We start from the raw sequence: 11890 nt of genomic DNA on the forward strand, positions 1-11890 counted from the left end.
CAGAGGGGCTTTTTCCCCTCTGTTTGTTTTTGCATAATTATTCGTTTTTTAATGATTTGAATGCATTCTCAACCGCTTCGAGTGTATACTGGATATCTTTTTCTGTATGAGCGAGGGTAATGAACCATGCCTCATATTTGGAAGGGGCGAGGTTGATTCCTTGTTTTAACATGAGCTTGAAAAATTTCGCAAACATTTCTCCGTCTGTTCGTTCTGCTTGTTCGTAGTTTTCTACTTTTTCCGTTGTGAAATATACGGTTAATGCACCTTTAAGACGGTTAATTGTAATCGGAATATCATATGTTTTGGCGTGGGCTAAAATGCCTTTTTCAAGCATTGAACCGAGACGATCAAGATGCTCGTAAACCCCATCTTGTTGCAACACTTCTAGGCAAGCGATGCCAGCGAGGATAGAAGCAGGGTTTCCTGCCATCGTTCCCGCTTGGTACGCCGGACCGAGCGGGGCGACTTGTTCCATAATATCCTGGCGTCCGCCGTATGCCCCAATCGGCAGCCCGCCGCCGATAATTTTTCCAAGTGCGGTTAAATCTGGCTTCACTCCTAATAAATCTTGCGCTCCTCCGTACATAAAGCGAAACGCGGTAATAACTTCATCATAAATAACAAGCGCTCCTGCTTGGTGGGCTAATTCATTGATCGCTTCAAGAAAACCAGGCTTTGGTTCAACGATACCGAAGTTGCCGACAATTGGCTCAACAAGTACCGCGGCAACTTGATCGCCCCATGTTTCGATCGCCTGTTTGAACGAATCAATATCGTTAAATGGGACGGTGATAACTTCTTGGGCGATACTTTTTGGTACACCGGCGGAGTCAGGAGTTCCTAACGTAGACGGACCTGAGCCTGCCGCGACAAGGACAAGATCAGAGTGACCGTGATAGCAGCCAGCAAATTTGATGATTTTGTCACGCCCTGTATAGGCGCGTGCGACGCGAATCGTTGTCATGACCGCTTCTGTTCCCGAGTTGACGAAACGAACTTTTTCCAATGAAGGAATGGCTTCTTTCAACATTTTCGCAAACGTGATTTCATATGGAGTCGGAGTCCCGTATAATACTCCATTTTCTGCCGCACGTTGAATTGCTTTTGTAATGTGCGGATGGGCATGTCCGGTAATAATTGGTCCGTATGCCGCTAAGTAGTCAATATATTTGTTGCCGTCAACGTCCCAAAAATAAGCGCCTTGCGCGCGTTCCATCACGACCGGAGCACCGCCGCCGACCGCTTTATACGAGCGGGAAGGGCTGTTGACGCCGCCAACAATATGTTCTAACGCTTCTTTATATAGCTGTTCAGATTTAGTGAATTGCATGCTTGAAAGCCTCCTAAACGAGTTTCTTTACTGCTTACTATTCTAACATATTTGTTTGAGCATACAATTTGTTTCTCATTTCGACTTTGTATAAACTATTGCCTATGTGGAGGTAGTGAAAATGGTCAATGCAATTGAAGTGGAAAAACTGCGTAAAGAATTTAAATCATATTCGAGTCGTGCAGGACTAATAGGAGCGTTTCGTGACTTATTCACGAGAAACTATAAAATCATTCGTGCTGTCAATGATATTTCGTTTACCGTTAAGCAAGGAGAAATGGTCGGATATATCGGAGAAAACGGCGCGGGGAAATCAACAACGATTAAAATGTTAACTGGAATTTTGACGCCGACTTCGGGGAAGGTCATTGTGAACGGAATGATTCCGCATAAAGAACGGGAAGCATTCGTGCGAACGATTGGTGTGGTCTTCGGACAGCGCTCGCAATTATGGTGGGATATTGCTGTACAAGAGTCGTTTCGTTTGTTGAAAAAAGTGTACCGCGTATCTGATCGGGATTATAAAGAACATATGGAACATGTCATTGACACGCTTGATATCGGTCCGCTGCTAGACAAGCCTGTTCGCAAGCTGTCTCTTGGGCAACGGATGCGCTGTGAGCTGGCAGCTGCTCTTATCCATAATCCACCGCTTTTGTTTTTAGACGAGCCGACGATTGGATTAGATGTGTTAGTGAAACTCAAAATCCGCAAGTTTTTAAAAGAAATCAATGAAAAATATAACACAACGATTTTATTGACGACCCATGACATTTCCGATATCGAAGCGTTATGCGAGCGCGTCGTTATGCTCGATGAAGGGAAAATTATTTACGACGGTTCATTGCAGCGCCTAAAAGCAAATTGGGGAGAAGGAAAACAACTTCAATTTACGTTTGCAAATGAAATCAAGCTGGACGCCTTGTACGCACTAACAAACGGATTACCAGTCAAATGGAGAAAAGGGGAGCAGGCCAATGCTTGGGTCGCTCATGTGTCACCGTCTCTTGTGCCTGAAGTGATTAGCCGCGTTGTTTCCGGTTATGACATTCAAGACATGAACATTAACGAAATTTCAACAGAAGAAATTATCCGCAACATCTATGAAGAAGGTGTTGTCCATGGATAAATATATCGAAATGATTCGCATTCGTTTTTTAATGATGCTCGCTTATCGTACGAATTACTACACCGGTATTCTCATTTACAGCATTAATATCGGAGCGTACTATTTTCTCTGGTCAGCGATTTATAGTGACAAGCCGTCAATTCAAGGAATGTCAATTGAGCAAATGACGACGTATGTCGCTGTTTCGTGGATGGCGCGCGCGTTTTATTTTAATAATATTGATCGTGAAATTGCTATGGAGATTAAGGAAGGAAAAGTGGCGGTCGAATTGATCCGTCCTTATAGTTACCTAGGAATGAAGACAATGCAAGGGCTAGGAGAGGGGATATTTCGGTTATTGTTTCTTTCGCTTCCTGGCATGATCATTGTCATTTTTCTTTTTCCTCTTCATTTTTCAACGAATGTAAGTACATGGATATATTTTGCTCTGTCGATTACGTTAAGTTTCATCATTAATTCGGAGCTGAATTTGCTTGCGGGCGTTGTCACGTTTTTTACTCTCAATAATGAAGGATTGTTGCGTGCAAAACGGTTTATCATCGATTTATTTTCCGGTTTAATTTTGCCGATTAGTTTTTATCCTGCTTGGGCGCAAGAGGTGATGAAATATTTTCCTTTTCAAGGCATCAGCTATATTCCAAGCATGATTGTTACGGAGAGTTTTCAAGGTCAGGCGGTTATTGATGGATTGCTATTTCAACTTGTTTGGAGTGTGATGTTGCTCATCCCGATTCGGTTGTTGTGGCGAGCGGCGAAAAAACAGCTTGTCATTCAAGGAGGGTGAGGTGAGTCAATGTTTTATGTATCTGTGTTTTTTCAATATATGGCGCAATATATAAAGACGAAATTGCAATATCGCACTGACTTAATTGTTGAGTTTGTGTCAGACCTTATGTTTCAGGCGGTGAATTTAATTTTTATTCTTGTTGTATTTGGTCACACGCAGCTGTTACATGGGTGGACACGCGATGAAATTCTGTTTATTTACGGCTTTTTCTTAGTGCCATACGCGGTGTTCGGAGCATTTTTTAACATTTGGGATTTTAATGAGCGCTATATTGTGCGCGGTGAAATGGATCGTGTGCTGACGCGTCCAGTGCACAGCTTGTTTCAAATCATTCTTGAACGCATGGAGTTAGAATCGCTTCTTGGCGGAGTGACCGGAATCATTATTATGATATATGCAAGCGCACGTTTGCATTTAGTGTTTCATTGGTATGATGTTTTGGTTTTTATCGTTTTTGTACTAGGCGGGGCGCTTGTGTATGCAGGGGTGTTTATCTCGCTGGCTACGATTAGCTTTTGGTCGGACGCGAGAAGCTCAATCATGCCGATGATGTACAATATTAGCAACTACGGACGTTACCCCATCGATATTTACAATCGATTTATTCGCTATATTTTAACATGGATTTTGCCGTTTGCGTTCGTTGGAGTTTATCCTTCCGCTTATTTTCTCGGCAAAACAGAATGGTATGGTTATGCATTTTTAACACCGGTCATGGGTCTCATCTTTTTTATAATTGCTGTTTTCCTATGGAACGCAGGAGTAAAGCGGTATCGCGGAGCAGGAAATTAAGAAGGACAGGAATATCATTTCCTGTCCTTTTACATGACTTTTGCAATTTTTTTAATGTACAGAGAGCGAATAAAGAAATAGTAAACCAGTTGCACAGCCAAAAATATCACAATGACAAGTACGCTTGTTTTTACCACTGAACCTGATACCATATTTTGCAGCATTTTAAAGGCAAATCCTGCATGGATAGTCGCGATGGCAAATGGTATGAAAAAGAGAATGGCAACTTGTTTGGCAGCAATCTGCTTCATTTCTTTCATTGTTAGGCCAAGTTTCGCAAGGGAATGGTATTGTTTTATATCCTGTTCCAAATCATTATACAGTTTAAAATATAAAATGCTGTCAGCGGCTAAGAAGAACAGGATGCTGACAAAAAATCCGATAAAGAGCATAAGCGAGAAAGTTTCTTTCATCAAGTTAAAAAATTCTAAACGATTATTCGAGATGTTATAGTCGATGTTCTTATTTTTTTTAATGGAATCGTTGAGCTTCTCGATTACCGATGTTTTTGACTCCCAGTTTTTATATGATGCACCAAAATAATATTGTGTCGTTTCTTGGGTGGCGAAGTGACTCAATTCCTGAAACAATGGATCAGGAACAACTAACGTATAGCCAAGATATCCTGAAGGATTAATCACCGGCTGCTTGATTGGTTTATTTAATTTAAGTGTAACGATTTTATTACTGTTTTTTATGGAAAGGGTAATCTGTTTTCCTTGAATCGGCTCATATCCCTGATCAGGAGTAGGATGCATGAAGGTAGCTGTATTTGCTGGCAGAGACACATGTGGTTGGCCAGCTAAATCAGCGAATTTGTTGTAATCTGTTACGCTCATAAGCAGAAGATTTTGCATCACATAATTATTTGGTTGATCAGGATTATATACACAAATGAAAGTAGCTTGGTGGCCAGCGAAACGAATATGTTCAGCCTTCAAAATACTCTTCAGCATATAGAGTGTCTCTTCAAACAAATCTTTAGATCCTGTTTTTGACACAAGCGCGATAGCATGTGGAAGCCTTGCTTCTGCCTCCGCTTTTTTTCCAAAATACAGATTGGCTAGCACGCCTGTTGATGTAAATGTGACCGCTGTTAAAATGGTTACCATACTTAAAATTCTGGCGTTATCTTTGAGTTTATAGATGAGTTCAGCGGCTGTCACTAAGTTTGTGCCGCGATAGTAGGAGCGTTTTCGTTTTTTGTAAAAGCGTAGAAGCCCAATGCTTGCTTGGGTGTATAAAAAGTATGTTCCGATCACGACAAGACATAAAATTGGTATGACTCGTTTCGTCATTTGTATGATGTTCGAACTATATGCCAAGTAGTAACCAATGATTAGACACACCGTGGCTAAAATGGAAAGCCATATCGAGTAGAAAGGCGGCTTTTTTGGTTGTTTTGCCGCTTTTAATAAATCAATTACTCGCTTGGAACGGATGGTCGTCAACGTCATCACAGTAATGATTTCAAAAATAGTAAGGAATACCGATGCCGTTATGGCGATCGCTTTCCAGTCAATGTAATAAGACAATGGAGACTGTAAATCTAAAATAACGGAAAACATCATAAGAAAGACTTTAGTAAATAAGGCGCCAAACGCAGTGCCGGTTACAATTGCTAAAATAGCAATGATCGTATTTTCTAATATAATGAGTTTGTTTAGTTGGCTACGAGTAATTCCTAGTAATGTAAGCAAGCCAAACTCTTTTTTACGTAATTTTAAGAATGAACTCGTCGAATAAAAAATAAAGAAAGTCGCAAATAGAAAGATAATCACTTCTGCACTAACCATTCCTTTTCTTACCGATGGACGAATCGAGCCGTTTACAACATCAGGATGGAAAATAAATGCGGCATACATAAAAAAGACGGTAACAGCAAAGGTGCTGCTGAAAAAGTATGCAGCATATCGTCCGAAGCTTCGTTTGACATTATTAAGGGCGAACTGTCGAAATGTCATTCACATTCCCCCCTAGCAGCGAAAGCACATCGAGAATATCTTGAAAGAACGCTTGTTGGTTACGGCCTTTGCGTATTTCGGTAAACAGTTTGCCATCTTTAATGAATACAATCCGTTCACAGTAACTAGCCGCAAAAGGATCATGTGTCACTATCATAATGGAGATGCCGTGTTGTTGATTTAATGAAGTTAATGTGTCCATGACGTCCTTAGAAGATTTAGAATCAAGATTCCCTGTTGGCTCATCAGCAAAAATAAGCAATGGTTCGTGAATGATTGCTCGGGCAATGGCCGCTCGTTGTTGTTGTCCCCCGGAAACCTCGTATGTCCGCTTGTCTAAAATCTGATCAATCCCTAATGCTTTGGCTACCGATTGTAATCGCTGCTCCATCTTTTTTACCGGAACTTTGTCCAATGTGAGAGGAAGAATAATATTTTCCCCGATTGTTAATGTATCTAGTAAGTTAAAGTCTTGAAAAACGAATCCTAACTGTCTTCTCCGAAACAAAGCGAGCTCTTTTTTAGATAGATGTGCCATATTTGTTCCTTCTATTATGACTTCCCCTGTTGTGGGAGTATCGATGGTGGCTAAAATGTTAAGCAAGGTTGTTTTTCCGCTTCCAGAAGGCCCCATTACTCCGACAAATTCTCCCTTTTCAATGGATAAACTGAAATTATCTAACGCTCGATGAGCAATTGATAAATTTGAGCGATATATTTTCGTAATGGAGTTTGCTTGTAAAATCGCCATAAAAAGACCTCCCTTGTTTTTCTATCATTGATTATACGAAGGGAGGCAAAAATAACCTATTGATTTTCCTTACAATTCTCGCTAGCAATCTTACATTTTTGTCACATTATAAAAGGTGATTGTTACTTTTGTTCCTTTTCCTTCCTCAGATGATATAGTAATTCCGTGTCCTAAACGATCAAAAATTTGTTTCACAAGGTACAATCCCATTCCTGTTGATTCGGCAAAGCGCCGTCCATTCATCCCTGTAAAAAACGGTTCAAACACACGACTGATATCTTGCGAAGGAATACCAACTCCAAAGTCTTCGACCGTCAAGAACACTTGGTTTTCTTGTTGCAAAGCAGAAAGAATGATTTTTTGATTTTTTCCTTTTGAGTATTTAATCGCGTTTGTCACAATTTGACTAAGGGCAAACTGAAACCATTTTTGGTCCGTCTCAATGAAAATGGTTTCAGGAATCGACATCATTGGGTAAATGCGGTTGCGTATGAAAGCACGTTTGTAGTGTTGAACGACATCGCTCACCATTGTCTTTAAAGATAATCGTTTTACATGGAAATCGTGCGAGAATTGTTTTATTCGTTCCGAGTAAAGCATAAGTTCAAGGCCATGTTGTAACCGCTCTAATTCTTCATGCATGCTATTCAAAAACTCGCGGTCTGATTGACTTTTTATATCATAATTTTGTAAAAGCAAATCAATGACAGATAAAGGTGTTTTCATTTGGTGAGTCCATTGGTTGATAAATAGCGACAAATCATTCATTTCTTTGCGAAGTGATTGGATCTCATGAATGTAAAAATTATACTGGTCATGAAGTGTTTTCTCAAAAGTCAAAAATAACGGAGAGCGGGCAAAAGTTTGTATGCTCATATCTAAGCCGCGCAAGGTGGACGATAACAGTTGGTATGCTTTATATTGTTGCCAGTAACGGAGCGATAAAAAAAGAAAAAGGAATACTACGCTTATTACAGTAAGATAAACAAAAATGCCGCGAGTTGGGGTGAAGGATTGCTCTAGCATGTATAAATAAACAATAAATAAAATAAGTAAAACGTGTATCAAATGAAAACACATAAACGGGATATGCTCACGTAAAAATAATTTCATGATAGTTCACTCCACGTATCTACGATTTTATAACCTGTTCCACGAACGGTTTCAATGGCATTTTTGATTCCGAGTTGTTGCAGCTTTTTGCGAACGCGTGTAATGTTGACAGACAGAGTATTGTCATCGACAAAATCAACATCGTCCCATAACGACTCAAGAAGTTCCTCACGGGATACAATTTTCCCTGCCTTTTTTAACAAACGTTCTAGTAAGGTAAATTCTTTTTTCGTTAGCTCGATCGTATATTGATTCCATTGCACCATATGTTGATCATAAAGAAGGTACAGTCCTGATACTTCATATATGTGTGGCTGCAACGGATTGGCGTAAGAACCGTACGTTCTTCGTAGCAAGCTTTTTATTTTGGCCATAACGAGATCAAAATTAAACGGTTTCGTGATATAATCGTCAGCTCCATTTTCTATTGCCATGATTTGGTTCATCTCATCACTGCGAGCGGAGATAAAAATGATCGGGCAATTCGAGATGGTTCGAATTTGCCGACACCAATAAAAACCGTCAAAGCGCGGAAGATTGATATCCAGCAGCACAAGATGGGGACAAAATTCGACAAACTCCTTTTTAATATCGGTAAACTGCGAAGCGATATGTACTTTATATTCATATTTTTCAATGTGCTCCTTTAACATGGAAGCGATTTTATAATCATCTTCTACAATAAGAATGGTATGCATTTTTTCCTCTCCCTCACCATTCGATCATGCTTCTATTATAACGAATTCTTTCTTTAGGGAATATTTGACTTTGTTTTTTCGTATATATGTATGGACAAGTACGAGGTGAGAGAGATGGAGTATGCATTTGTTGGAATTGTGGCAACGGTCTTGCTTGGAAGTATGATTTCCATATGGACAACACAATTCAAGTCAACTCGTTATATTTCATTAGAAAATTTATTTGTTCTCATTTTTTTGTATATGACGATGATGATGGGATTTGGACTCATATACATGGTGCTTAAACTCAATGGGCACGATGTGTTTATCAAATCAGTGGATGGAACAACGAATGAATGTTTTACTGTTCTTCAAGATAGTCTTTATTTGAGCGCCACGACGTTATTATCAGTCGGGTATGGCGACATTACTCCGATTGGCATAGGAAGATGGCTTGCTGTGATCGAGGCGCTATTAGGCTACATTATGCCAGCAACTCTTGTTGCCCGTGCTGTGATCGACTGGGAAAAAAGATAGACGTTGCAATTTTTTTCTTGTTTCGTTACGCTAGAGATAGAAATGATAATGGCGGAGGGAAAAAGATGTCGCTACAAATTGGGCAACCTGCACCAGATTTTACATTACCAGCAAGCAATGGGGAAATGGTGGCACTTTCTGATTTTCGTGGAAAACATGTAGTGCTGTATTTTTACCCGAAGGATATGACTCCGGGATGTACGACGGAAGCGTGTGATTTTCGTGATTACCACGGAAAGTTTCGTGATTTAAACGCCGTGATTTTAGGAGTTAGTACAGATTCTGTGGAACGGCACAAAAAATTTATTGAAAAATACGATTTGCCGTTTTTGCTGCTTGCAGATGAGAAACATGAAGTGGCCGAAACATATGGCGTGTGGAAGTTAAAGAAAAATTTTGGAAAGGAATACATGGGAATCGAACGTTCCACGTTTATTATTGATAAAGATGGAAAGCTAGTCAAAGAATGGCGGAGCGTAAAAGTAAAAGGACATGTCGAAGAAGCATTGACGTATATTGTAAAACATTTAACATAAATGGGTATGTGTCTATACAAGTATGTAGTGATTTGCGTATGTTAATGTAGAGCACACCCACCTCAAATGAAACAGTGTTCGTGCGGAAGGATATTCCGCACATTTTTTATGCTAAAAAAGCGAACAAACTCATATATTAAGGATACGAATATTGACAAAGTATATAAAATGCTTGTAGACTAATTATAAAAATTATAAAATAATAATTCTTTTTTTATAAGGAAGCGAGGTGCATGGCGGTGTCTGAAAATCATCAGTTAAAAGAGGCGCTTGATACGTTGAAGCAAACAGGAGTACGCATTACTCCGCAACGTCATGCGATATTGGAATATTTAATTAGCTCGATGTCACACCCGACAGCAGACGAGATATATAAAGCACTAGAAGGAAAATTTCCCAATATGAGCGTAGCAACCGTTTACAATAACTTGCGTGTTTTTAAAGAGGTAGGACTAGTAAAAGAGTTAACATATGGTGATTCATCAAGCCGCTTTGATTTTGTTACGTCTCATCATTACCATGTGATTTGCGAACGGTGTGGCAAAATTGTCGATTTCCATTACCCAGGATTAGACGAAGTTGAGGCATTGGCTGCACATGTAACAGGATTCAAAGTAAGTCATCATCGCATGGAAATTTACGGTACATGTCCAGATTGTCAAGATGGACACCATCGTCATTAAAGAGCTGATAGCAAGCATAGGCTATCAGCTTTTTTTCTTTTTACGGTTGTACTTTTCATCAAATTCCTTGCCGGCTAAATCAGGGTCTAACGTTAACGGTTCGCTACAATACATACACATATCGACCCTTCCAAGCATTTTCGTAATTTTGCCGCAGGTTGGGCAAACAACTTGAACTGTTCTTGTCGATAACATACCAATCCAAAAATACACAACCGTACTGGCAATAATAAAAAGTAGTCCTAGAATCATAAATAATGTCATAATCAACATAGAGGTGCGAAAAAATACGCCTATATACATCACGATAAAGCCGACAAAAATTAAACTTAAAGCAAATGTGCGAATCTTGTTAATTTTGCTTGAATATTTGATTCCCATTTCATTTGTCCCCCCTACACACAACTATATCATAAAGTTTAGTCAATCAGGTCGATTTTGAACAAATTCATAAAGAGGATTTTCGCGATTATTGTCGAATAAAGTATAAAAATATCTAGGAAATATGGAGGAAAAGAGTGATGGAGGATTTACTGCGCCCTATTTACCAAGAGCGGGCAAGTCATCGCAATACACTAGGCATTTTAATGGTTGAAAAAAAAATAAATAATTCTGCAATTACTGATACATTTGATATCATTTTATTAGTTATTGGAAAGGAAATTCCAGATTCTGTTTTTATGAAGCATTACATGTCAAAGGAACAGAAAGCAGCCTTGTACATTGTCGATGAGAAACAATTAAATGAATGGCTCCTTCTCGGTTCCAACCGGAAAGTCATCGACTGGGTATTGAATGGGAAGGTCTTATTTGATCGTAACGAATATGTACAACAATTACGAAACCGCATGATGGAGTTTCCGCAGGAAACGAGACAACTAAAAATGGGATTAGAATTTGCCAAACTAATCCGACGGTATACAGATGGCAAAGTATTTTTTGAATCCAATCAGCTGTTGGATGCTTACAATCATGTAATTCATGCTCTGCACCATTTAGCACGACTAGCAGTGATTGAGCAAGGATTTTATCCTGAAGTAACCGTATGGAACCAAATAAAGCAGATCGATGGACAAATCTACAAACTTTATGAGGAATTGGTCGGAAGTGAAGAGCCTTTAGAGAAACGATTGGAGCTCTTGTTTTTAGCAAGTGAATTTTTGATTCACTCTCGAATTTTGTCTGGATCTGCTCACTTGCGAAAAATATTGAAACAAAAAGATGAACCATGGAGCATATCAGAAATTGCCCAACACCCGGAGCTTAAACCGTACTCCGTTGATCTTGTTATTATGTTAGAATATTTGGTGGAAAAAAACATCTTATCCGTTGAAAAAGTCGCAACTAAAAGCCCACATATATTTCATCGTTACTATCAACTGAAAGATAAAGAATAATGCTTTGTCCGTACTTAGTAGATGAACACGGCTCTTCAACTAGGAGAATAAAGAAGAGCCTTTCTTTTATAATTTTAATGAAGAGAAGATAAGGTTTGCATTCCTCAACAAAGGCTAGACAAAAAAATTCTTAAAAAGTATTGACTTCTATATAAAAAGGTGATAAATTATAAATCGTCGCTACGGAA

Annotated in this window: 13 protein-coding genes; 7 read left to right on the forward strand and 6 right to left on the reverse strand. The window is 39.2% G+C overall.

What is annotated here, in order from left to right:
- Positions 1-37: 37 nt before the first annotated feature.
- The gene (locus ISX45_RS18465) at positions 38-1333 is read right to left on the reverse strand and encodes a glutamate-1-semialdehyde 2,1-aminomutase (protein ID WP_194519607.1); all 1296 of its coding nucleotides are present in this window, start codon (positions 1331-1333) and stop codon (positions 38-40) included.
- A 121-nt stretch (positions 1334-1454) separates the two neighbouring features.
- Between ISX45_RS18465 and ISX45_RS18470 the strand changes: the two genes are divergently transcribed.
- The 3 genes from ISX45_RS18470 to ISX45_RS18480 are packed head-to-tail and all read left to right on the forward strand — an operon-like array spanning position 1455 to position 4041.
- Positions 1455-2462: an ABC transporter ATP-binding protein gene (locus tag ISX45_RS18470; protein WP_194519608.1), complete on the forward strand. Its 1008-nt coding sequence runs from the start codon at positions 1455-1457 to the stop codon at positions 2460-2462.
- Positions 2455-3246 carry an ABC transporter permease gene (locus ISX45_RS18475; RefSeq protein WP_181557223.1) on the forward strand — a complete coding sequence of 264 codons (792 nt, stop codon included), beginning with the start codon at positions 2455-2457 and terminating at the stop codon, positions 3244-3246. Before ISX45_RS18470 ends, ISX45_RS18475 begins: the two co-directional genes overlap by 8 nt.
- A gap of 9 nt (positions 3247-3255) precedes the next feature.
- Positions 3256-4041, forward strand: a complete 786-nt coding sequence (locus ISX45_RS18480) for an ABC transporter permease (protein WP_181557224.1) — start codon at positions 3256-3258, stop codon at positions 4039-4041.
- Between the two features lie 29 nt (positions 4042-4070).
- Here ISX45_RS18480 and ISX45_RS18485 read toward each other — a convergent pair whose 3' ends face one another.
- The 4 genes from ISX45_RS18485 to ISX45_RS18500 all read right to left on the reverse strand — a co-directional run bounded on the left by ISX45_RS18485 (position 4071) and on the right by ISX45_RS18500 (position 8567).
- Positions 4071-6005, reverse strand: a complete 1935-nt coding sequence (locus ISX45_RS18485; protein ID WP_194519609.1) for an FtsX-like permease family protein — start codon at positions 6003-6005, stop codon at positions 4071-4073.
- Positions 5980-6756, reverse strand: coding sequence for an ABC transporter ATP-binding protein (locus ISX45_RS18490; RefSeq protein WP_194519610.1), 777 nt, complete (start codon positions 6754-6756; stop codon positions 5980-5982). Before ISX45_RS18490 ends, ISX45_RS18485 begins: the two co-directional genes overlap by 26 nt.
- Positions 6757-6846: 90 nt before the next feature.
- Complete coding sequence (locus ISX45_RS18495) at positions 6847-7869, reverse strand: sensor histidine kinase (protein WP_194519611.1); 1023 nt, start codon at positions 7867-7869, stop codon at positions 6847-6849.
- Positions 7866-8567 (reverse strand): response regulator transcription factor, encoded by a 702-nt coding sequence (locus tag ISX45_RS18500; RefSeq protein WP_194519612.1) that lies wholly within the window; start codon positions 8565-8567, stop codon positions 7866-7868. Before ISX45_RS18500 ends, ISX45_RS18495 begins: the two co-directional genes overlap by 4 nt.
- A 114-nt stretch (positions 8568-8681) precedes the next feature.
- Between ISX45_RS18500 and ISX45_RS18505 the strand changes: the two genes are divergently transcribed.
- From ISX45_RS18505 to perR, 3 genes are all read left to right on the forward strand, one after another.
- The gene (locus ISX45_RS18505; RefSeq protein WP_181557229.1) at positions 8682-9086 is read left to right on the forward strand and encodes a potassium channel family protein; all 405 of its coding nucleotides are present in this window, start codon (positions 8682-8684) and stop codon (positions 9084-9086) included.
- Positions 9087-9151: 65 nt separating this feature from the next.
- The gene (gene bcp, locus ISX45_RS18510) at positions 9152-9622 is read left to right on the forward strand and encodes a thioredoxin-dependent thiol peroxidase (protein WP_194519613.1); all 471 of its coding nucleotides are present in this window, start codon (positions 9152-9154) and stop codon (positions 9620-9622) included.
- Between the two features lie 233 nt (positions 9623-9855).
- Positions 9856-10305 (forward strand): peroxide-responsive transcriptional repressor PerR, encoded by a 450-nt coding sequence (gene perR / locus ISX45_RS18515; protein ID WP_181557231.1) that lies wholly within the window; start codon positions 9856-9858, stop codon positions 10303-10305.
- Between the two features lie 24 nt (positions 10306-10329).
- On the opposite strand, the gene ISX45_RS18520 is transcribed toward perR, so the two are convergent.
- Complete coding sequence (locus ISX45_RS18520; protein ID WP_181557232.1) at positions 10330-10686, reverse strand: YgzB family protein; 357 nt, start codon at positions 10684-10686, stop codon at positions 10330-10332.
- Positions 10687-10826: 140 nt separating this feature from the next.
- On the opposite strand from ISX45_RS18520, the gene ISX45_RS18525 reads away from it, so the two are divergent.
- Entirely contained in the window at positions 10827-11702 is an 876-nt protein-coding gene (locus tag ISX45_RS18525; protein ID WP_181557233.1) for a nucleotidyltransferase-like protein, read from the forward strand.
- Positions 11703-11890 lie beyond the last annotated feature (188 nt).

Source organism: Thermaerobacillus caldiproteolyticus (assembly GCF_015326725.1).
Lineage (GTDB): Bacteria > Bacillota > Bacilli > Bacillales > Anoxybacillaceae > Thermaerobacillus > Thermaerobacillus caldiproteolyticus.

Bases quoted from the DNA above. Each gene is read 5' to 3' on its own strand.
- ISX45_RS18465 (WP_194519607.1), bottom strand. From the start codon at position 1,333: ATGCAATTCACTAAATCTGAACAGCTATATAAAGAAGCGTTAGAACAT.
- ISX45_RS18470 (WP_194519608.1), top strand. From the start codon at position 1,455: ATGGTCAATGCAATTGAAGTGGAAAAACTGCGTAAAGAATTTAAATCA.
- ISX45_RS18475 (WP_181557223.1), top strand. From the start codon at position 2,455: ATGGATAAATATATCGAAATGATTCGCATTCGTTTTTTAATGATGCTC.
- ISX45_RS18480 (WP_181557224.1), top strand. From the start codon at position 3,256: ATGTTTTATGTATCTGTGTTTTTTCAATATATGGCGCAATATATAAAG.
- ISX45_RS18485 (WP_194519609.1), bottom strand. From the start codon at position 6,005: ATGACATTTCGACAGTTCGCCCTTAATAATGTCAAACGAAGCTTCGGA.
- ISX45_RS18490 (WP_194519610.1), bottom strand. From the start codon at position 6,756: ATGGCGATTTTACAAGCAAACTCCATTACGAAAATATATCGCTCAAAT.
- ISX45_RS18495 (WP_194519611.1), bottom strand. From the start codon at position 7,869: ATGAAATTATTTTTACGTGAGCATATCCCGTTTATGTGTTTTCATTTG.
- ISX45_RS18500 (WP_194519612.1), bottom strand. From the start codon at position 8,567: ATGCATACCATTCTTATTGTAGAAGATGATTATAAAATCGCTTCCATG.
- ISX45_RS18505 (WP_181557229.1), top strand. From the start codon at position 8,682: ATGGAGTATGCATTTGTTGGAATTGTGGCAACGGTCTTGCTTGGAAGT.
- bcp (WP_194519613.1), top strand. From the start codon at position 9,152: ATGTCGCTACAAATTGGGCAACCTGCACCAGATTTTACATTACCAGCA.
- perR (WP_181557231.1), top strand. From the start codon at position 9,856: ATGGCGGTGTCTGAAAATCATCAGTTAAAAGAGGCGCTTGATACGTTG.
- ISX45_RS18520 (WP_181557232.1), bottom strand. From the start codon at position 10,686: ATGGGAATCAAATATTCAAGCAAAATTAACAAGATTCGCACATTTGCT.
- ISX45_RS18525 (WP_181557233.1), top strand. From the start codon at position 10,827: ATGGAGGATTTACTGCGCCCTATTTACCAAGAGCGGGCAAGTCATCGC.